At 66.2% G+C, this 20,165-nt stretch carries 21 protein-coding genes; 12 read left to right on the top strand and 9 right to left on the bottom strand.

What is annotated here, in order from left to right:
- Both P1X14_RS18485 and P1X14_RS18480 read left to right on the top strand, forming a co-directional pair.
- A partial coding sequence (locus tag P1X14_RS18485) for an alpha/beta fold hydrolase (RefSeq protein ID WP_277316895.1) occupies nucleotides 1-1,393 on the top strand: 1,393 nt, incomplete at its 5' end.
- Nucleotides 1,394-1,474: 81 nt separating this feature from the next.
- A complete protein-coding gene (locus P1X14_RS18480) occupies nucleotides 1,475-2,905 on the top strand; it encodes a DUF2235 domain-containing protein (RefSeq protein WP_277316894.1) in 1,431 nt (476 codons plus the stop codon).
- Nucleotide 2,906: 1 nt separating this feature from the next.
- On the opposite strand, the gene P1X14_RS18475 is transcribed toward P1X14_RS18480, so the two are convergent.
- Nucleotides 2,907-3,170, bottom strand: a complete 264-nt coding sequence (locus P1X14_RS18475) for a hypothetical protein (RefSeq protein ID WP_277316893.1) — start codon at nucleotides 3,168-3,170, stop codon at nucleotides 2,907-2,909.
- An 87-nt stretch (nucleotides 3,171-3,257) separates the two neighbouring features.
- On the opposite strand from P1X14_RS18475, the gene P1X14_RS18470 reads away from it, so the two are divergent.
- Nucleotides 3,258-3,404: a lmo0937 family membrane protein gene (locus P1X14_RS18470; RefSeq protein ID WP_277316892.1), complete on the top strand. Its 147-nt coding sequence runs from the start codon at nucleotides 3,258-3,260 to the stop codon at nucleotides 3,402-3,404.
- Between the two features lie 48 nt (nucleotides 3,405-3,452).
- Here P1X14_RS18470 and P1X14_RS18465 read toward each other — a convergent pair whose 3' ends face one another.
- On the bottom strand, nucleotides 3,453-3,794 hold the full coding sequence (locus tag P1X14_RS18465) for a DUF6481 family protein (RefSeq protein WP_277316891.1): 342 nt from the start codon (nucleotides 3,792-3,794) through the stop codon (nucleotides 3,453-3,455).
- A 146-nt stretch (nucleotides 3,795-3,940) separates the two neighbouring features.
- Nucleotides 3,941-4,516: a polyhydroxyalkanoate synthesis repressor PhaR gene (phaR, locus tag P1X14_RS18460; RefSeq protein ID WP_277316890.1), complete on the bottom strand. Its 576-nt coding sequence runs from the start codon at nucleotides 4,514-4,516 to the stop codon at nucleotides 3,941-3,943.
- 268 nt (nucleotides 4,517-4,784) lie between these two features.
- Here phaR and P1X14_RS18455 point away from each other — a divergent pair, with 268 nt between their 5' ends.
- The 3 genes from P1X14_RS18455 (at nucleotide 4,785) to P1X14_RS18445 (ending at nucleotide 10,294) form a co-directional block, all read left to right on the top strand.
- Entirely contained in the window at nucleotides 4,785-5,615 is an 831-nt protein-coding gene (locus tag P1X14_RS18455; RefSeq protein WP_346770463.1) for an alpha/beta hydrolase, read from the top strand.
- Nucleotides 5,616-5,899: 284 nt separating this feature from the next.
- Entirely contained in the window at nucleotides 5,900-7,084 is a 1,185-nt protein-coding gene (locus tag P1X14_RS18450) for an acetyl-CoA C-acetyltransferase (RefSeq protein ID WP_277316889.1), read from the top strand.
- A 237-nt stretch (nucleotides 7,085-7,321) separates the two neighbouring features.
- Nucleotides 7,322-10,294, top strand: a complete 2,973-nt coding sequence (locus tag P1X14_RS18445) for a TonB-dependent receptor (RefSeq protein WP_277316888.1) — start codon at nucleotides 7,322-7,324, stop codon at nucleotides 10,292-10,294.
- A 133-nt stretch (nucleotides 10,295-10,427) separates the two neighbouring features.
- On the opposite strand, the gene P1X14_RS18440 is transcribed toward P1X14_RS18445, so the two are convergent.
- The 3 genes from P1X14_RS18440 to P1X14_RS18430 form a co-directional block, all read right to left on the bottom strand.
- Nucleotides 10,428-10,835, bottom strand: coding sequence for a hypothetical protein (locus tag P1X14_RS18440; protein WP_277316887.1), 408 nt, complete (start codon nucleotides 10,833-10,835; stop codon nucleotides 10,428-10,430).
- A gap of 70 nt (nucleotides 10,836-10,905) precedes the next feature.
- Complete coding sequence (gene alr / locus P1X14_RS18435; protein ID WP_277316886.1) at nucleotides 10,906-11,934, bottom strand: alanine racemase; 1,029 nt, start codon at nucleotides 11,932-11,934, stop codon at nucleotides 10,906-10,908.
- Between the two features lie 42 nt (nucleotides 11,935-11,976).
- Nucleotides 11,977-13,581 carry an MFS transporter gene (locus P1X14_RS18430; RefSeq protein WP_277316885.1) on the bottom strand — a complete coding sequence of 535 codons (1,605 nt, stop codon included), beginning with the start codon at nucleotides 13,579-13,581 and terminating at the stop codon, nucleotides 11,977-11,979.
- A 168-nt stretch (nucleotides 13,582-13,749) separates the two neighbouring features.
- Here P1X14_RS18430 and P1X14_RS18425 point away from each other — a divergent pair, with 168 nt between their 5' ends.
- Nucleotides 13,750-14,052: a hypothetical protein gene (locus P1X14_RS18425; protein WP_277316884.1), complete on the top strand. Its 303-nt coding sequence runs from the start codon at nucleotides 13,750-13,752 to the stop codon at nucleotides 14,050-14,052.
- A 49-nt stretch (nucleotides 14,053-14,101) separates the two neighbouring features.
- On the opposite strand, the gene metF is transcribed toward P1X14_RS18425, so the two are convergent.
- Nucleotides 14,102-15,022 (bottom strand): methylenetetrahydrofolate reductase, encoded by a 921-nt coding sequence (gene metF, locus P1X14_RS18420; protein WP_277316883.1) that lies wholly within the window; start codon nucleotides 15,020-15,022, stop codon nucleotides 14,102-14,104.
- Nucleotides 15,019-15,966, bottom strand: coding sequence for a metalloregulator ArsR/SmtB family transcription factor (locus tag P1X14_RS18415; RefSeq protein ID WP_277316882.1), 948 nt, complete (start codon nucleotides 15,964-15,966; stop codon nucleotides 15,019-15,021). Before P1X14_RS18415 ends, metF begins: the two co-directional genes overlap by 4 nt.
- A gap of 73 nt (nucleotides 15,967-16,039) precedes the next feature.
- Here P1X14_RS18415 and P1X14_RS18410 point away from each other — a divergent pair, with 73 nt between their 5' ends.
- Genes P1X14_RS18410 through P1X14_RS18400 form a run of 3 tightly spaced genes read left to right on the top strand, consistent with a single transcriptional unit; the run spans nucleotide 16,040 to nucleotide 17,437 of the window.
- Nucleotides 16,040-16,321 (top strand): hypothetical protein, encoded by a 282-nt coding sequence (locus P1X14_RS18410; RefSeq protein WP_277316881.1) that lies wholly within the window; start codon nucleotides 16,040-16,042, stop codon nucleotides 16,319-16,321.
- A gap of 1 nt (nucleotide 16,322) precedes the next feature.
- Complete coding sequence (locus tag P1X14_RS18405) at nucleotides 16,323-16,490, top strand: hypothetical protein (RefSeq protein ID WP_277316880.1); 168 nt, start codon at nucleotides 16,323-16,325, stop codon at nucleotides 16,488-16,490.
- Nucleotides 16,487-17,437 (top strand): aldo/keto reductase, encoded by a 951-nt coding sequence (locus P1X14_RS18400; RefSeq protein WP_277316879.1) that lies wholly within the window; start codon nucleotides 16,487-16,489, stop codon nucleotides 17,435-17,437. The genes P1X14_RS18405 and P1X14_RS18400 overlap by 4 nt, the downstream gene beginning before the upstream one ends.
- Before the next feature lie 22 nt (nucleotides 17,438-17,459).
- Here P1X14_RS18400 and P1X14_RS18395 read toward each other — a convergent pair whose 3' ends face one another.
- Nucleotides 17,460-18,674 (bottom strand): S41 family peptidase, encoded by a 1,215-nt coding sequence (locus P1X14_RS18395; protein WP_277316878.1) that lies wholly within the window; start codon nucleotides 18,672-18,674, stop codon nucleotides 17,460-17,462.
- Between the two features lie 103 nt (nucleotides 18,675-18,777).
- Here P1X14_RS18395 and P1X14_RS18390 point away from each other — a divergent pair, with 103 nt between their 5' ends.
- Both P1X14_RS18390 and P1X14_RS18385 read left to right on the top strand, forming a co-directional pair.
- Complete coding sequence (locus P1X14_RS18390; protein ID WP_277316877.1) at nucleotides 18,778-19,167, top strand: nuclear transport factor 2 family protein; 390 nt, start codon at nucleotides 18,778-18,780, stop codon at nucleotides 19,165-19,167.
- On the top strand, nucleotides 19,164-19,481 hold the full coding sequence (locus P1X14_RS18385) for a DUF1905 domain-containing protein (RefSeq protein ID WP_277316876.1): 318 nt from the start codon (nucleotides 19,164-19,166) through the stop codon (nucleotides 19,479-19,481). The genes P1X14_RS18390 and P1X14_RS18385 overlap by 4 nt, the downstream gene beginning before the upstream one ends.
- Nucleotides 19,482-20,165 lie beyond the last annotated feature (684 nt).

Raw genomic sequence — 20,165 nt, 5'->3', positions numbered from 1 at the left:
CGCCTTCCGCCCCGATTCGGGCGGCTGGGAACGCATCGCCCGCGTCCATGGCTGGACCTTGTCCGAAACCCGCCTGGTCGCCGCGCTCGCTCGCGCGGGCGATCTTCCCGGCGCCGCACGCAGCCTCGGCATCGCGCACGAGACCGCGCGCAAGCAGATCGCCAGCGCGATGGAGAAATGCGGTGCCAAGCGTCAGACCGATCTCGTCCGCGAAGCCTTCCGCCTCGCCGCCGGAGACTTGCGCGCACCCGCCAATGTCGACCGGCTGTTCGCCGACCTGTTCGACCTGACCGAGCGTCAGGCCCGCGCCGCACGCGGAATCGCTCATGGCGGTACGCGCCCGGCAGTCGCGAAGGCGATGGGCGTCTCCGAACATGCGGTGAAGGCCGACCTGAAGATCGTCTATCTCGCCTGCGGGATCGAAGCCGCGGTCGATCTGGCGCGCATCGTCGCCGAGGTCGAGGCGCTGGCCGGCCTCGCCACCGCCTGCGACGTCGCGCTCAATATCGGCCAGGCAGTCAACGATCCGCTCAAGCTGATCCCGCGCGGCTGGGCGCCCGGCCGGATCGCGGTGGCCGATCACGGTCCGTCCGGCGGCTTCCCGGTCGTCATCTTGCACGTCAACGTGATGGGCCGCGCCATTTCCGCCCGCTTCATTGCGACACTACAGGCAGCAGGCCTGCGCCCGATCGCGTTCGACCGCGCCGGTTTCGGCCTCACCGATTTCGTCGAGGGCGATCCGTACCGCACCGCCACCCACGATATCGAAACGATCCTCGACGCGCTGGGCATCGATCAGGCGCTGCTGCTCGCGCGCGGCTTCGCCACCGGTGCGATCACCGCGGCCGGCGCGATGCCGGATCGCATCCGCGGCGGCGTGCTGCTCGGCCCCGATCCGCCCGTCGAGCTCGACCGGGTACGCAGCGGAATGATGGGTGCGGGCCGCAAGCTCTTCTTCGACAATCCCCGCCTCGCCGCCGGTTTCACGCGCCTGCTCGCGCATCGCACCTCGTCCGAGGCGATCGGGCGGATGATGCGCGAGAGCGTCGCGGGCAGCGCCGTCGATCTCGCCGCGCTCGACGATCCCGAAGAACTCGCCACCATCGTCCGCGCCGGCCGCCAGTCGGCGCTGGGCATGCACGGTTTCCTCAACGAGATCCTCGCCCATGGCGGCGGCGCCCGCCCGCCCGCACTCACCGACGGCAGCGGCTGGACCATTGTGTATGGCCAGCAGGATCCGCTCTATCGCTTCGCCGAAGCCGAGGCGCATTGGCGCACCACCCTGCCCGGCGCGACGGTGCTGCCGATCGACCAGGGCGGCCGCTTCCTCCATCTGACCCATGCGGCACAGATCGCCGCCGCCTGCGCGGAGATCCTGAAACGCACCCGCTAGATTCGCTCCAGATCGGCCGCTTTCGTTTTCCCGCCAGCGCCCCTGCAATGCTATGCAGGTCCGCCACTTGGGGGAACGGGCATGGCCAAGCGCATCGCATTCTGCTTCGACGGAACCTGGAACAAGATCGACGGCGATCATCCCACCAATGTCGCGCGCGTCGCCCAGTCGATCTCGCGCTATGACGACAAGGGCGTGCCGCAGATCATCTATTATGACGAGGGCGTCGGCACCACGACCACCTCGCGCTGGACCGGCGGCATCCTCGGCCATGGCCTGCGCGAAAATATCATCGAGGCCTATCACTTCCTCGTGCTCAATTACGAGCCGGGCGACCAGATCTACGTCTTCGGCTTCTCCCGCGGCGCCTATACCGCGCGCTCGTTCGTCGGGCTGCTACGCAATTGCGGCATCATCTCGCGGCGCTCGCTCGATCATATCCGCGACGCGGTCGAACATTATGCCAATCGCGCAAAGGAGGCGTCGCCCAATTCCGAAGCCTCGCGCCAGTTCCGCTTCAAGCATTGCCCGAAACTGTGCCTACCCGGCGACCTCGCATGGCGCAAGCGGACCTACCCCAAGGCATCCACCGACCTGACCGAGCTGCGCATCGCCTATCTCGGCGTGTGGGACACGGTCGGCGCGCTGGGCGTGCCGCAGCATCTGCGACTGCTCTCGCGCCTGTTCAACCGCAAGTTCGCCTTCCACGACACGACCCTCAGCGGCGTGGTCGAGCGTGCCCGGCATGCCGTGGCGGTGGACGAGAAGCGCAAGACCTTCGAGCCCGCGCTATGGAGCAATCTGGACGAGCTCAACGGCGACGCAAAGAAGCCGCGCTACGAACAATTCTTCTTCCCCGGTGTCCATGGCGCTGTCGGCGGCGGCGGGCCGCTGCGGGGGCTTTCGGATTCGGCGCTGGAATGGATCTTCCACGGCGCGGAGATGCAGGATCTGGTCTTCGACCGCGACGATCAGTCGCCGCTCCACCTGATCCGTCCCGATCCCCGCACCCAGCTGTTCAACGTCACCGGCAAGAGCAAATGGTCGATCGGCGACCGGTTGATGGGCATCGGCCTGGCCGATCGCCGCTTTCCGGACACCGACGACGAGCCGATCCATGAATCGCTGATCCACCGTTTCCGGACGCCCCCCGATCAACTGCCCGAAGGCATCGCCTATCGCCCGCCCTCGCTCGCCAAGCTGTGGGAAGCGATCGACCGGCGTGGCGCCGGGATGGACGGCCAACTCGCAGGCGCGGCGCCGGAAACCAAGAGTGCCGACGACGATCGCGAACTGCGCGTGCCGGACAGCGTGCGCAGCTACGAGATCCAGGTCGGCGACACGCTCGCATCGATCGCAGAAGCGGAGATGGGATCGGCGGCCGACGCCCCCCTGCTCTCACTCCACAATCGCAATATCGGTCTGCTGTTCGAAGACGAATCGCTCTATCCCGGCACCCGGATCGAAATCCCGGTCTATGAGCAGGGACCCGCTGCGGGCACGGTAATCTGAACTAGTCCCGCTCGATCCGCCACGCGGCGGTCAGATAGGCATCGGCCGCCTCGCGCAGCCGCGGCTCCTTCTCGAACGCGTCGGCGGGCAGCGGGGCGAAACCGAACGCGTCCATCAGCGTCCACAGCGCGAAGCGCCGGCTCGGCTCGCGCTCCACGCCGAAATCGACCGCCAGCTTCTCCTTGCCCAGCACGAGTTGCGCAGGGTCCAGCGTGTCCGGATCGTCCGTTCCGAAATAATGCTGGATCAGCGTATCGAGGTCCATCGCCCTGCCTTCGGTTGCAGACGCGGAACGGTTGCCGCCCTCGCATCGTTATCCCTCCGTATCGACAAGACAAACGGAGCGTATGCAATGCTTTGGACGATCGTACTCATCCTGCTCGTGCTGTGGCTGCTCGGCTTCAGCCTGAACGTCGCCGGCGGAATCATCCACCTGCTGCTGGTCATCGCGCTGGTGGTCGGCCTGATCCAGCTCTTCACCGGCCGCAAGGTCGTCTAGCGCACCCACGGCCCTGCCCCGCGATCGCCGCGGGGCGGGAGCCGGTGCTTACTGCTTCGCCTTGCGCGCCGCATAGCGCGCGTCGCGGGCGGCCTTCATCTCGGCCGCGGTGCGAACCTTGGGGCGCTTCGCCAGTTCGGCTGCCAGCGCTGCAGCCGCAGCTTCCTCTGCGGCGATTCGCTTGGCCTCTTCGGCCTCGGCCTTTTCGCGCTTCTTCGCTTCGCGCTTTTCGGCTTCGGCCGCTTCCTTCGCCAGTCGGGCGGCGGTGCGCTCCGCCAGCACCGCGGGATCGACCGCAGGCTTGGCCTTCAGCTTCTCCAGCGCCTTCTGCCGCGCTTCGGCGGATGCCGTCCGGCGGTCCTGAAAACTGGGGAGCTTGAAACCTGCCATGTGTCGATGTCTTTCCTGTAGTTAGAAACGCGTGCGACGGCCCGCGTTGTGCGCGGACCGTTCGCAGGGGTCATTTATACCAATTGCCGAGAGGCGCCAGAGGTTCCGTGCCGGTCAGCGCCCGCGCCGCAACGCGAGCGCCAAGATCACTTGCCCAGCTTCTCGACCTTGTCCTGAAGCCGTGCGAGCTCGGCCTTCAACGCCGCCATATCGTCGCCACCGGCAGCCGATTCGGGCGCAGGCGGGGTAGCCGCTGCCGCGGCCATCGCTTCGGCGCTGCCCGGCTTGAACGCGCTGGCCGCCGCTTCGAACATCGCCATGTTGCGCTTGGCGATCTCGGCGAAGGGCGAGTTGGCGAACGCGCCCTCGACCGCAGTCTTGAACTGTTCCTGGTTGCGGCGGAAACTCTCCATCGACGCTTCCAGATAGCCCGGGACCATCGCCTGCATGCTGTCGCCATACAGCGCGATCAGCTGCCGCAGGAAGTTGACCGGCAGCATGGTCTGGCCGCGCTGTTCCTCTTCCATGATGATCTGGGTCAGAACGTTATGCGTGATATCATCTTCGGTCTTCGCGTCGACCACCTTGAAGTCGCGGCCTTCGCGCGTCATCGCTGCGAGATGGTCGAGCGTGATGTAGGAAGATGTCTCCGTGTTATAGAGACGGCGGTTCGCGTATTTCTTGATGATGACCGGACCGCCGCCGGGAGCCGTCTTTTTCATATTTGGAACCTTCGCCCCTGTGAGTGACCCCCGTCTATCACCGTTTCATTCCGCAGCGCAACACGGCCCGCGACCCCTTCCCCTGTTCCTGAGCCTGCTGCGCAGCGAAACCGCAGCATCGCCGGACGCGCGCGCTGCTGCGCTGGCTGGTCTGAAGGCGTACCAGGAGGCTGAACGCCCCGCCCCGCGGGAGGAGAAACCGGTCGCAGCCCGCGCCGGGCGCGCCTGCCTGCGCGACTATGGCGGCAGCGGGATTCCAGTGGTTTTCGTGCCGTCGCTGATCAATCCGCCGGTCGTGCTCGATCTCTCGCGCGGCAATTCGCTGATGCGCTGGATGGCGCGGCAGGGCGTTCGTCCGCTGCTGGTCGATTGGGGCACCCCCACGCCGCAGGATCGCAACCAGGATGTTGCGGCGCATATCGAGGATATGCTGGTCCCGATGCTGCGCGCGCTAAACCAGCCGCCGGCTTTGGTCGGCTATTGCCTTGGCGGCACGATGGCGACCGCCGCCGCCTGCCTGACGCCGGTCGCGGGCGTCGCCTCGATCGCCGCGCCCTGGCATTTCGATGGCTATGGCGACGCGCTGGGGCCCATGTCCGAACTCTGGGATCAGTCGTTCGAGGTCTGCGACGCGCTCGGCCTGGTGCCGATGGAGGTGCTGCAGGCCGGCTTCTGGCAACTCGATCCGCGGCGCACCATCGCCAAGTATGAGCGTTTCGCGCGGCTCAAGCCCGGCAGCGCCGAGGCGCGCAGCTTCGTCGCGCTGGAGGATTGGGCCAATGCCGGCGCCCCGCTGACCTTCGGTGCCGGGCGGCAATTGTTCGACGAGTTCCTGTCCGCCGATCTGCCCGGCCGCGGCAAATGGCAGATCGGCGGAAAGCCGGTCGGCCCCGAACATCTCGACTGCCCCTCGATCGGCTTCGTCTCGCTCACCGATCGCATCGTCCCCGCCGCCACCGCCGCGCGGCTCGGCGATCGGCATGATCTCAACATGGGCCATGTCGGCATGATCGTCGGCGGCCGCGCACGCCCGCAACTCTGGGAACCGCTGGCCCACTGGCTAAGGATGCTGCGGCGCACTAGGGGGCCCGCCCGGTAGCGACAACGCCCGTGACGGAGCCGAATTTGGTTCAGGGCAAGGCGCGAGGAGCGGAGCGATGCAAATGCATCGTGACCGACGAGCAACGCAGCTCTGGGGCAAATTCGGCCCGCCGCGAAGCGGTCGTTCTAAGAGCCCCGCTGGACGGCGTCGTGCCGCTCGCACGTGGCAACCAGCACGCGCTGCGCGTCACTCCTTGCCAGCGGGGCTCTTAGAACGATCCCGGGCATTGTCGCTACCGGGCGGGCCCCCTAGATAGCCCCCAAATCTCTGGAGTCGCTATCATGACCAGCCCGTCCGACGTCGTCATCGTTGCCGCCAAGCGCACCCCCGTGGGCAGCTTCCTCGGCGCCTTCGCCGCAACGCCCGCGCACGAGCTGGGCCGCATCGCGATCGAAGCCGCGCTGGAACAGGCCGGCGTGAAGGGCGAGGAAGTTTCCGAAGTCATTCTGGGTCAGGTGCTCACTGCGGCGCAGGGCCAGAACCCGGCGCGTCAGGCGTCGATGGCGGCGGGCGTGCCCAAGGAAGTGCCCGCATGGGGCGTGCAGCAGGTCTGCGGATCGGGCCTGCGCGCCGTTGCGCTTGCGGCACAGGCCGTCGCCACCGGCGACGCGGCCATCGTCGTCGCGGGCGGTCAGGAGAGCATGTCGCTCAGCCCGCATGCCCAGTCGCTGCGCCCCGGCACCAAGATGGGCGATCTCAGCCTGGTCGACACGATGATCAAGGACGGCCTTACCGACGTGTTCAACGGCTATCACATGGGCATCACTGCCGAAAATCTGGCCGAACAATATCAGGTCACCCGCCACGATCAGGACGCGTTCGCCGTGCGCTCGCAGAACCTCGCCGAAGCCGCGCGCAGTTCGGGCCGCTTCAAGGACGAGATCGCGCCGGTCACGATCAAGGGCCGCAAGGGCGACACGATCGTCGATCAGGACGAATATATCCGCGCCGGCGCCACCATCGAAGGGATTGAGGGCCTGCGCCCCGCCTTCAAGAAGGATGGCAGCGTCACCGCCGCCAACGCATCGGGGCTGAACGATGGCGCCGCGGCGCTGGTGGTCATGACCCGCGCCGAAGCCGACAAGCGCGGCATCCCCGTCCTCGCGCGGATCGCCAGCTGGGCTTCGGTCGGTGTCGATCCGTCGATCATGGGCATCGGTCCGGTTCCGGCCTCGAAAAAGGCGCTGGAGAAGGCAGGCTGGACCATCGGCGATCTCGACCTGATCGAAGCGAATGAGGCATTTGCCGCACAGGCGCTCTCGGTCGGCAAGGAGCTGGGCTGGGACGCGGAGAAGGTCAATGTGAACGGCGGCGCGATCGCCATCGGCCATCCGATCGGCGCCTCGGGCGCCCGTGTGCTGACCACGTTGATCTACGAAATGGGCAAGCGCGACGCGAAGAAAGGCCTCGCCACGCTGTGTATTGGCGGGGGCATGGGCATCGCAATGTGCGTCGAGCGAGGGTGATTCGGAGGGGCTGAAAAGGCCCGCGAAATATCCTTTCGCCGCAGCGCGGCAACGACTAATATCGTTACGCGCAAGCCGGTAAATGTCTCGGAAAACTCCCATTCCGGCACTTCTGTGTCGCATTCCTGCAACAGTTCCGCAGCAAATCCCATGCTGCGGCGCGATGTGACTTGCATCGATAGGCCAAGGCTGGTCACGTGTAGCCTTCAGGCATCCCGCCTGTATGGGGCGTATTAAATGAAAATCTCGAATCTGCTGGGCGCCACGGCGCTCGCGGGGACGGTTCTGCTGTTCCCCGGTGTTGCCATGGCGCAGTCCAGCGACACCACCCCCCCGGCCGCCGAGCAGGAACAAGCCGAAGGTGACGCGATCACCGTCGTCGGCTCGCGCATCCGTCGCAACCAGTTCAACGGCGCCGACCCGATCCAGCTGATCACCAAGGGTGAAGCGACCGCAGCGGGCTTCAACTCGACCGCGGAAATCCTGCAGTCGGCTCAGTTCACCGGCGGTACCGACCAGATCAACGACACTTACGGCGGCTTCGTCGTCGCCGGTGGTCCGGGCGTGAACACCATCTCGCTCCGCGGTCTGGGCACCACCCGCACCCTCGTCCTGCTGAACGGCCGTCGCGTCGCTCCGGCCGGTTCGCGCGGTTCGGTCGGCTCGGCCGATCTTAACGTTCTGCCGAACGCGATGATCGATCGCATCGAAGTCCTGAACACCGGCGCTTCGTCGGTTTACGGTTCGGACGCAGTTGCGGGCGTCATCAACATCGTGACGCTGCAGAACGTCACGGGTCTCACGCTCGAAGGCAGCCACCAGATCGCCGAGCGCGGCGCTGGCAACACCTATCGCTACTCGCTGGTCGGCGGCTTCACCACCGGCGACTTCAAGGTCTCGGGTTCGCTCGAATACTTCAGCCGCGATCCGGTGAAGGTCGGCGACATCGACTGGGCAAGCTGCCCGACCGCTTACTATGGCACTACCGGTGACTACGGCGGCGCCGACTTCATCGATCCGCGCACCGGCAAGGCCAAGTGCTTCCCGCTCGAAAACGGCGGCGTCACGGTCAACACCATCGGTACGCCGAACATCGGCGGCGCCAGCGTTGCGAAGGCACCGGGCGTGCCGAGCGGCTACACCGGCATCTGCAACCGCTTCCGTCCTTCCACGGGCGCCGGCGGCTTCGTCCCGGGTTATGAGTGCGTCGGCGGCGGTACGCTGAGCACCAACATCCGTGACACGTTCGATCCGCGCATGCTGAATTCGGACGTGATCGCGGGCACCGAGATCTACACCGGTTACGGTCAGGTCAGCTACACTCCGGGTATCCTCGGCAACGCCGAGTTCTACCTCGATCTGCTGGTCAACCGCCGCAACTCGGAGCAGCTCGGCCATCGCCAGTTCACGCTCGACTACCCGCTGAACAGCCCGCTGGTTCCGGCCAGCCTGCAGTTCGGCGTGGCGTTCCTCGCGCCGCAGGCGCAGGTGCCCTACACCACCGGCATCCGCGTCTTCTCGAGCTACGGCAACTACAACAACTACCAGACCGTCGACTTCGTCCGCCTGAACGGCGGCGTTCGCGGCGATCTGCCGATGGGCTGGCGCTACGACTTCTTCATCGGCAAGTCGTGGTCGGACTCGTCCTACACCAGCGACCTGATCCTCGCCGACCGCCTCGCGCAGTCGATGCAGGTCACGGCGTCGGGCGGCGGCTTCGTCTGCACCAACCCGGTCGGTGGCTGCGTTGCCGCACCGTCGCTGACTCCGGACATCGTTGCTGGCCGCGCCAGCTCGCTGTTCCCGTCCTGGTTCGACTTCGTGACCGATCCGGTCACCGGCACGACCAAGTATCGTGAGCGCACCGCGTCGTTCACCATCGACGGTCCGCTGTTCGACCTGCCCGGCGGCAGCGTCCAGGTGGCTCTCGGTATCGAACAGCGCGAAGCGAGCATCGACGACACCCCGTCGCCGGAAAGCGTCCGCAACAACCTGTATGGCTTCACCTCGTCCACCCCGACTCGCGGCAGCGATGGCGTGTGGGAATATTATGGTGAAGTCGAACTGCCGATCCTGAACGATCAGATCATCCACAATCTGACGCTCAATGGTTCGGGTCGTTACACCAACTACCGTTCGTACGGTGGTCAGTGGACCTACAAGTTCGGCGGTATCCTGTCGCCGGTTCGCGGCGTTTCGTTCCGCGGCAGCTATGGCACCTCGTATCGCGCTCCGGCGCTCTACGAGCAGTTCCTTGGCTCGACCTCGGGCTTCCTCGCGAACACGAACGATCCGTGCCACAACTATAACGCAAGCTCGAACCCGCTGGTTCAGGCGCGTTGCGCGGCAGAAGGCCTGCCGGGCGCCGGTGCATTCAGCCAGAACTCGTCGCTGACCGTTATCGGTCTCGGCGGTGCGGCTGCCGGCCTCGAAGCAGAAACCTCGAAGGCGCTGACCTTCGGCGGCGTGCTCGAGCCGCGCTTCGGCGAGGCATTCGGCAACCTGTCGTTCGCGGCGGATTACTTCCGCGTGAAGATCGACAACGGTGTGTCGCAGCTCTCGGCAGCCAACGTGCTGGCGCAGTGCTACTCGAACCCGCAGCGCACGACCTGCGATACCGGCCTGATCACCCGTACGCCGTACACCGGCCCGGGCACCGGTACGCTGACCGTCGTTCAGAGCTTCGTGAACATCTCGGACGCGAAGGTTGAAGGCATCGACTTCACCCTGCGCTACGCACGTCAGGCTTTCGGTGGTACCTTCCGCCTGAACGCCCAGACCACGATGTTCATCAGCCGCTACTCGCGTCAGCTGCCGACCCAGGCGATCCTGGAGCTCGTCGGCCTGCTCGAGAACCCGAAGTGGACCGGTACGTTCAGCGCGAACTACCAGAAGGACCAGTTCACGCTGAACTACGGCGTGGAATGGATCGATGCGACGGACTCGACGGCGTACGCGACTTCGGTCAGCGCCGCTCTTGGCCCGAACTTCCGCTACTACAAGACGCCGGATTACTTCCTGCACACGGCGTCGGTGCGGTTCGACATGGAGCGCTTCTCGCTCACCGCCGGTGTCCGGAACATCTTCGACACGGCTCCTCCGATCGTTTCGGCGGACTATTCGAACTTCGTCGCGGGTAATGCGCAGCTGTACAGCGGCTACGACATCCGCGGTCGTACGTTCTACATCTCGGCTCGCGCCGGCTTCTGATCGATCGCGGCTCTTCGGAGCCGCGGTCCTCGGACAAAAAAATTCCGGCGTCTCCCTCGGGAGGCGCCGGTTTTTTTATGCCCTGAAGCCGGGCAGCAAGCCCGGCGACGCCGTCAGCGCCGCCGGCAGGAACTCAGTTGCTTGCGGTGCTCAGCTTGTACGGCACAAACTGCCCCAGCGAGACGAAGCCGTTCCACGAACGCGAGCTGCGATCGAGCAGGTCGACCGCATCCACGCTGCACAACTGGCTGCCCGAAAGCTTGGTCAGCAGGATATTGTCGCTGTCGAGCCGCTCGGCGCCGGCGCGCGGGCGGTTCACATACAGCGTCGATCCGCTGCGATAGACGATCGCGGTGCCATCGACGATCGTGCTGTTGTCCATCCGGTTGACCGACAGGCAATTGACCGGCGCGCCTGCGATGCGGCCTTCCAGCATCTTCGCGAGTTCGGCCTCGCCCGCCGGATTGGGCTTGTCTTGGGCCATCGCCACGCCTGGCAGCGCCAGCAGGGCAAATGAGGCGGCGGTAAGCAAAGCACGCATGGGGTCTCTCCATTCCATCGGAATGGAGGATGATACGCCCCAGCGGCTTTCGCCAATGTGAACCGGTGGTTTAGCCCCAGACCCGATCGAAGCGCCGCCCCAACCCGGTCAGCAGCTCATATTGCGAAAGACCGCTCAGCGCCGACGTCGCAGGCAGGTCATAGTCCAGCGACACCCAGTCGCCCTCGCCCAGCTCTGGTGCGGCATCCACGCCAACCGCGGTCAGGTCCATCGAGATCCGCCCCAGCACCGCCAGCTCGGTGTCCCCCGCCCATGCCCGGCCCTTGCCCGAGAAGCAGCGCAGATAGCCGTCGGCATAGCCGATGTTCAGGATCGCCACGTCCATATCGGCCGGCGCCCGGAAGGTCGCATTATAGCCGACGCACTCGCCCGCAAGCACCCGGCGGCGCTGCAATATCTGCGCCTGCGGCGTCACGACTTGCCGGATCACGCCGCCATGCGCCTCGCGCTGGATCCCGCCATAAAGCGCGATCCCCGGCCGCGTCAGATCGAACGCATAGTCCGCACCAAGCGCGATCCCCGCCGAATTGGCGAGGCTCATCCGCTTCGCCGAAGTCCGCCCGGCCAGCGCCGCGAATGCGTCCCGCTGCCGCGCATTGAGGGGAGAATCCTCGTCCGCACTGGCCAGATGGCTCAGCAGCGTCTCGATCTCCAACCCATCGAGCAGCCCGTCGGCAATCTCCTCCGGCGAAACGCCCAGCCGGTTCATGCCGGTATCGACCATCACATCGCACGGCTCGCCCACCTCGCGCCAGCGCCGCACCTGTTCCGCCGTGTTCAGCACCGGCCGCGCACCCGCGATGCCCACGCTCGCCAGATCCTCGGCCCGCACGCCGTGCAGCACCGATACGCTGACGCCCAGCGGCGCCAGTTCCGCCGCCTCGGCCCATGTCGCAACGAAGAAATCGCGGCATCCCGCCGCCGCCAGCCGCTTCGCCACTTCGGGCGCGCCCAGCCCATAGCCATTGGCCTTCACCGCCGCGCCGCACGCCGCGGTTCCGCTCATCCGGTCGAGCGCGCGCCAGTTGGAAACCAGCGCGTCGCCATCGATCCGCAAGCGTAGGGGGGAAGCCGTCATCCCCCGGCGATTAGCGGCCCGCGCCGCCCTGCGCCACCCGGTTCAGGCGGGGATCTGCCCGCGCGTGTCCTTCAGGCCCCATGCGGTCACCACCAGCGCCATCGCCACCACGGCCATGGTGTACCAGAGGCCCGAATAAGGGTCCCCGGTCTTCACCACGATCGCCTGGCTGATGAATGGCAGGAAGCCGCCGAAATAGCCGGTGCCCAGATGATATGGGATCGACATCGAGCTGTAGCGAATCCGCGTCGGGAACATCTCGCACAGCAAGGCCGCGACCGGACCATAGGTCGCCCCAGAAAGCGCCATCAGCGCCACGATCGCCGCAACGATGATCGCGATGTTCGCGGGCGAAGGCGTCTGCGGTGCCAGATCGTAGCCCGCCGCCGCCAGCGCCGCATCAAGACCCGTCGGGCTGGTATCCGCCACCCGCACCGTCCCCACCGTCACATCGATCGAGGATGCCTGGGCCTTGGTATAGGCCACGCCCTTTTTCGAGAAATAGTCGAGCAGCTGCCCGCATGCCTCGGTCTGCTTCGCCGCGAACGGATCGTAACTGCACGCCGGGCCGGAGACGACCACCGGCGCGCGCTTGGCGGCTTCGGCCAGCCCCGGATTGGCCGCAGCGCCGATGATCCAGAACAGCGGGAACAGCGCCAGCAGCGTCACCGCATAGCCGATCACGATCGGCTTCTTGCGCCCGATCCGGTCGGACAGGCTGCCGAAATAGATGAAGAAGACGAGGCCCAAAGTCGCCGCGCCGCCGGTGATCAGCTGCGCCGAAGTCGGCGACACGCGCATCGGCCCGGTCAGGAACGACAGGACCGAGAACATCGCGGTGTACCAGATCACCGTCAGGCCCGCGGCAATGCCGAACAGCGCGACGATCAGCCGCTTCCAGTTGCCCGGATAGGTGAAGCTTTCGACGAACGGATTGGCCGCGGTCTCCCCGGCCTCCTTCATCGCCTTGAACACCGGGCTTTCGGAGAGCTTCAGCCGCATCCACAGCGACACCAGCAGCAACAGGATCGAGAACAGGAACGGCAGGCGCCATCCCCATGCGTTCCACGTATCGGCCGGCAGTGGCAGCTTGAAGCCCAGCACCACGATCAGGCTCAGGATGAACCCGCCGACCACGCTCGCCTGGATGAAGCTGGTGTGATAGCCGGCGCGTCCGCCTGGCGAATGTTCGGCAACATAGATCGCCGCTCCGCCATATTCGCCGCCCAGCGCCAGCCCCTGCGCGATCCGCATCAGCAGGATCAGGATCGGCGCCGCCATGCCGATCGAGGCATAGCTGGGCACCAGCCCGATGCCCGCGGTCGCGATGCCCATCAGCGTGATGGTGACCAGGAAGGTGTATTTGCGGCCCAGCTTGTCGCCCAGATAGCCGAACAGGATCGCGCCCAGCGGACGGAAGCCGAAGCCGACGGCAAAGGTCGCCCAGGCAAGCAGATCGCCCAGCACGGCATTGTCCGCGGGAAAGAAGGTCCGCCCCAGGATACCGGTGGTGGTCAGCGTGCCCCAGATGAAGAAGTCATACCATTCGAACACGGTGCCCGCGGACGATGCGCCGATCACCAGCCGCATGTCCTTCGTGCTCGGTTCGGCCGCGGCCTGCGGCGCTCCTTCCGCTATCGTCGCCATCCTCGATCCCCACCTTTTATTTTGCGCAGGATTACCCGGATCGGGTCGAGCGGCAAGAGGGGGCGAATCACACCATCTTGGCCTCGATACTTGGCGACACTGCCCGCCCGCCATCGGACAACCCCGCCACGACCGCATGATTCGCGTGCGGCGCATCCTGGAGGGGTCATGTCAGACAATCCAAACTTCCCGACCGGCACCGCGGTCATCAGCTGGATGGACAGCAGCGGCCTGCACATCCGCGTCTATTCGACCGATGGCTATAATGTGATCGAACGCTGCAACGATACGGGCACCGATGGCTGGGTCACCGGCAGCTTCAGCGCACCGGGATCGAACGTGTCGGCAACCGTCTGGATCGATGGCGGCGGCAACGTCAATATCCGCGTCTATTGCACCGCGTCCGACGCCACGACCGAATGGGTCAATGGCAGCAGCGGCTGGGTCAAGGGCGACTACACCACCACCTGATCCTGCGCATCCGCGCGGCCGGGCCTCACGGTCCGGCCGTCTCGGGGCTTCAGGCCGCCACGCGCTCCGCCGGCACCTTGGGCCGCACACCGAGCAGGTGGCAGATCGCATAGCTCAGCTCGGCGCGGTTCAGCGTGTAGAAGTGGAAGGCCCGCTCGCCGCCCGCATAAAGCTTGCGGCACAGTTCCGCCGCTACCGTCGCCGCGACCAGCTGGCGTGCCGCGGGATGATCGTCGAGACCCTCGAACAGCTTCCCCATCCATTTGGGCACGTCGGTGCCGCACATCGCCGACATCTTGGTGACCGCGGCAAAGCTCATCACCGGCATGATCCCCGGCACGATCTCGGCAGTGATCCCCGCCTTCGCCGCATCGTCGCGGAAGCGGAAGAAGGTTTCCGGCTCGAAGAAGAACTGCGTGATCGCCCGGTTGGCGCCCGCATCGATCTTGCGCTTCAGATTGTCGAGATCGGCGACCGCATGCTCCGAATCCGGATGGCATTCGGGATAGGCCGCGACCGAAATCTCGAACGGGTGCAGCTTGCGCAGCCCCGCGACCAGATCGGCGGCATTCTCGTACCCGCCCGGATGGGTGCTGTACTTCTCGCCCGCACGTGGCGGATCGCCGCGCAGCGCCACGATATGCCGCACGCCCGCCGCCCAATATTCCTCGGCGACCTGATCGATCTCCTCGCGGGTCGCCTCGACACAGGTCAGATGCGCAGCCGCCGGAATCGCCGTCTCGCGCGCGATCCGCGCCACCGTGTTGTGGGTCCGCTCACGCGTGGTTCCGCCCGCGCCATAGGTCACGCTGACGAAACGCGGCCCCAGCGGCGACAGGGTCTGGATCGAATCCCACAGGGTCTCTTCCATCTTCTCGGTCTTGGGCGGGAAGAATTCGAACGACACATCGATATCGCCCGCCACGTCCGCGAACAGCGGCGCCGCAAACGGGTCCACGCTCTTACTCATGCCGCCTTCACTCTCTCTTCCCCCTGACCGGTCTTGCGACCCAGCCACAATTTCACCGTGAGTTCCCCGCCCTCGAGCGTCTCGACCAGCACCGGCGCCAGCCCATAGCTTTCGAACCAGCCAAGGATCTGATCGTCCGAGAAGCCGAGGCGCGCATGCGCGTCCTTGCTCCGCAATTCCTCGCGCTCGTGCGGTGCGAAATCGGCGATCAGCAGCCGTCCGCCGGCGCCGAGCACCCGCGCGGCTTCAGCAATTGCTGCGCCCGGTTGCTGCGCGAAATGCAGCACATGGTGCAGGATCGCGGTATCCGCCCCGCCATCGGCCAGCGGCAGCGCGTACAGGTCCGCCTGCCGCAGTTCGGCATTGGTCAGGTCGGCCAGCTTGGCGCGCGCCAGCCGCAGCATTTCGGACGAGCGGTCGATCCCCAGCGCCGTCTCGGCGCGCGGCGCGAACAGCTCGAGCATCCGGCCGGTGCCCGTGCCGATATCGATCAGCGACCCCAACGGTGCATCGCCAAGGACGCGGCCCATCGCCGCCTCGACTTCGCTTTCGGCGACGTGCAGCGACCGGATCGCGTCCCAGTCCCCGGCATGCGCCTCGAACCATTCGTTCGCCGCACTCGCCCGGTCGGCGCGCACCGCGGCCAGCCGCGCTTCGTCCGCCACCGTCCAGTGGTTCGGCTCGCGCCACGCGTCCAGCGCCGCGAACACCGGTGCGGTCCGGCCCGCATCGCCCAGCGCGACGAACACCCAGCTGCCTTCCTTGCGGCGTTCCGCAAGACCCGCGTCGCACAATATCTTCACATGGCGCGAGACGCGCGGCTGGCTCTGCCCCAGCACCTGCGCCAGCTCCCCGACCGACAACTCCATCGCACGCAGCAGCGCAAGGATGCGCAACCGCGTCGAATCCGCCAGAGCGCGGAAGATGCCGAGAGCCTGATTCATGTCGGAAACAGATATAAAGATATCTTTATATCAGGTCAACGCAGTTGCCCGCCTCCGGCCCGCGCTGTAGCTCATGATCGTCACTTTCGAAGTCAGGATCAAAATGCGCAAGGCCATTCTCGTCCCCGTCCTCGCCCTCACTGCTCTCGGCCTGTCGGGCTGCGGCAAGAAGGCGCCGAACGAAGCGCTCGAGGCGAACGAGCTGATCGGCGGCGACAGCAATACGATGGGCGAAGCGGTCGACGATGTGAACCAGGCCTTCGCCAATGCCGAAGTCAGCTACGACAATGCCGCCGCTTCGGCCCCGGCACCGTCGGGCGATCCCGCGACCGAAGAAGGCAGCGGCGACGAATAGGATGCGCGCGCTGATCCTGCTTCCGCTGCTCGCCCTCGCCGCCTGCCAGTCGGACAGCGATCCCGGCCCCGGCGAAGTCACCCGCGGTGAAGCCCGCCAGCTCGACGAGGCCGCCGCGGCGACCGACATCAACGCGGTCGAACCCGCCAACGATCAGGAAGCGCAATGAGCGATCTCGTCTCCCTCGGCAGCTCCGGCCTGAAGCTCCGCCCGCTGGTGCTGGGCGGCAACGTCTTCGGCTGGACCGCGGACAAGGCGACGAGCTTCCGCATCCTCGATCGCATCGCCGAACTGGGCGATGTGATGATCGACACCGCGGACGTCTATTCGGCCTGGGTGCCCGGCCATCAAGGCGGCGAATCCGAAACCGTGATCGGCGAATGGCTGAAGCAATCGGGCAAGCGCGACAAGGTGCTGATCGCCACCAAGGTCGGCATGCTCCCCGGCGAAGGCGGCGAGAAGCTCGCCCCGGCGCGCATCGCCGCCGCGGCCGAGGCGTCGCTCGCCCGGCTCGGCGTCGATCGGATCGATCTCTATTACGCCCATCAGGACGATGACGACACGCCCCAGGCCGATGTCCTCGCCGCGTTCGGCAAGCTGGTCGATGCCGGCAAGGTCCACAGCATCGGCGCGTCGAACTTCCACGCCGCCCGGCTGAAGTCCGCGCTCGACATCGCGACGAAGGAAGGCCTGCTGCATTACCGCGCGCTGCAGAACGAATATAACCTCGTCACCCGCCATCGCTACGAAGGCGAAGTGCAGGATCTGTGCGTCACGCACAACATCGCCAGCCTGCCCTATTACGGCCTCGCCTCGGGCTATCTGACCGGCAAATATCGCGCCGCCGACGACAAGGGGAAGAGCGTGCGCGGCGGCCGGATGGACGCCTATATGGAGGGCAAGGGTCCCGCGGTGCTCGCTGCGATGGACGCGGTCGCCGCCGAAACCGGCGCCAGCCTTGCCGCCATCGCGCTTGCCTGGGTCATGGCCCAGCCCGGCATCGCAGGCCCGATCGCCAGCGCCACCAGCGTGGAACAGCTGAACGACCTGCTCGCCGCGCTCGACCTCGTGCTCACGCCGGACCAGCTCGACCTGCTCTGCGACGCCGGGGTCTGATCCCCAGTCTCTAGACCAAGAGTCAGCCGGCCCGCCGCCGCGCTTCGGCCAGCGCAGCCGTTAGCAAATCCTGCCCGTCCGCCACCGCCACATCGGGCTGCATCAGCCAGCGCGGGCGGTCCGCCACGTCATAGACCGGCTCGGCCGAATATTGCGCCTCGATCCCCGTGCGGTCGAGCGCCACGCGGAACACCGCCGCACCGAGCTGCATCATCGGCGTGCCCACCACTATCGCCCGGCCCAGCCCGCGCATCCCCATCGGAAAGCCCTCTGCCATGCTGCCGCTCCAGTGATCGGCCAGCACGATCACCGGCTTCGCATAAGTGAAGGGGCCGCGCGGATCGACATATTCGGTCCATGCCGCACTCAACCCTCGTCCGGCGCGGCGCCGCATCCGCGCATAGGGTTTCCGCTCGGTGATGAAGCGCCCCATGATCGGCCGCGCCACCGCCGTGTCGCCGCCGCCATTGCCGCGCACGTCGAGGATCAGCGCAGGCGCATCGGCCAGGCTTGCCAGCGCCGCGTCGAACGCCTCGATCGACGCCATCTCGCCAAAGCTGCGGATCGCGATATGGCCGATCCCGCCGTCCAGCCGCTTTCCCTCGACATCGGGCTGTTGCGCGCGCTGCTTCAGCGGGATCGCCACCTCGCGTGACACGCCGCCCGCGGACTGCACCGTCAGCGATCGCGCCATCGCCCGCCGGCCCGAAACCGCAGCATTGACCGACCACAGCAATGCCGCCGGATCGGGCCGCGACAGGCAGCGCGGCGAGGCCTGCGCCACCGCCGCGGCCATCGTCACCCCATCCACCGCCACGATCCGCTCGCCGATGCTCAGGCCCGCATCCGCTGCCGAGGATCCTTCCTGCACCGCCGTCACTCGCGCCGCGGCATCCACCACCAGATCGAACGGCGGCACCCGCGGCGTTCCGTCCGGCGCGTTGCGCAGATTGGTGTGCGAATCATAGAGTTCGACCAGCACCCGCTTCAGCACCGCCGTGAAATCATCGATCGACTCCGCCGCCACCGCCATCGGCCGGTAGGTCGCGCGCACCTTGTTCCAGTCGGTCCGCTTCTCGTGGAAGAAGCAATAGCGGTCGCGGAGTGTCTCCCACAGTTCGTCGAAGTCCTGGCCCAGCGTGATGTCGCGCTCCGGCTCGCTGCCCCACGCCGCGCTGCCCACCAGCGCCAGCCCCGCGCCGCACAGCGCCCGCCGCGTCATCCCGAACCCGCGCATCATCTACTCCCAACTCGTTTCGCGTCCGGCCCTGAAGCGCGGCCGTGCACCGGTCAACCCGCCCGGTTGCCCGCGGCGCCCCGCCCTGCTGTAACCGCGACTCATGAACCCCTCGCCCGAACTCGCCATCCGCCTGCGCCGCGCCGCGTTCAACCGCGCGCTGGCCGAGGCCGATCTCGCCGCGATCCGCCCGATCCTCGCACCCTATGCCGTGGTCGTTACCGGCACCGACAGCGCGGTGCGCACCGATCGCAAGGCCCAGCTCGATATCTGGAAGGCCAATTTCGCTTCGCCCGATCGCGCCATCTACACCCGTACGCCCGACACGATCCTCGCCTCTCCGGTCGAACCCATCGCCCTCGAACATGGCCATTGGCAAGGCGTCACCGCCGCCAACGGTGAGCTGTTCGCGTCGGGTGCCTATACCGCCAAATGGCGGCAGACCGGCGCCGACTGGGTGATCGAAGCCGAAATCTACCTGACGCTGGCATGATCCCTCGCGGCGAAATCCTCGCGGACATCAGCTTCTCGGGCGAAGCCTTCGAATGGCGCGGCCCCGCTCCGTTCGTGTTCGTCGCGGTGCCCGAGGAGCATACCGGCGAAGTCCGCTATGCCGCCCAGCTTGCCAGCTATGGCTGGGGCGTCGTGCCGGTGCAGGCTGAGATCGACGGCACCGGCTTCCGCACTTCGCTGTTCCCCCGCGACGGCGGCTACCTGCTCCCGCTCAAGGTCGCGGTGCGCAAGGAAACCGGGATCGTGCTGGGCGATCAGGTGACGGTGCAGATGCGGATCGCCAGCGCCTATTAGCGCTCACGCCAGCAGACATCGGAGCAAATCCTCCAACCAACCTAGCCGCGGAAGAAGTTCTCAGGCCAAAGCCTATCCGGTAAACGCGTCCTGATTAGCGCCGAGGCCTGATGCAAGCCACGTGATTCCAGCTCCCGAAGAAAATGCGGCCATGGCGGGATATTGCTTTGGTAAACATTACTGGATGAAGTGGACATACCCCCACCCGCAGACGTGGACAAACCCCCATACTGCGAAGTCGACAGCCCTCCATACTGTGAGGTTGAAAGCCCGCCGTATTGAGATGCTGATAATCCTCCGTACTGCGAACTCGATAATCCGCCGTATTGGGAGGTCGACATTCCTCCATATTGCGAGGTGGAAAGACCTCCATATTGCGATGTCGAGGCCCCGCCATACTGAGATGTAGACATACCTCCATACTGTGAAGTCGATAGGCCTCCGTACTGCGAAGTACTAAGGTTTCTAGGCCAAGTCCGGAGGCCTGCTATTTCAGGTCGAGCCATGTTAGATCCCAATGATAGAGCAGAAAATCTAACTCTTATTCTTGATCTACACAACACGAGCCCCGCGCCGCGCCCCTCAATCCCCCGCAAAGCCGAACGGCGACAATCCCGCTTCCCGCTCGTTGACCGTGCGCGCCCGCGCCGCCGGCGCTGCGGATCGCTGCGCGCAGTCCGGCCG

Origin of the sequence: Sphingomonas sp. AOB5 (assembly GCF_029433115.1) — a bacterium.
Classification (GTDB): domain Bacteria; phylum Pseudomonadota; class Alphaproteobacteria; order Sphingomonadales; family Sphingomonadaceae; genus Sphingomonas.
The sequence above is the reverse complement of the archived record's forward strand: the minus strand, read 5'-3'. Positions and strand labels throughout refer to the sequence as shown.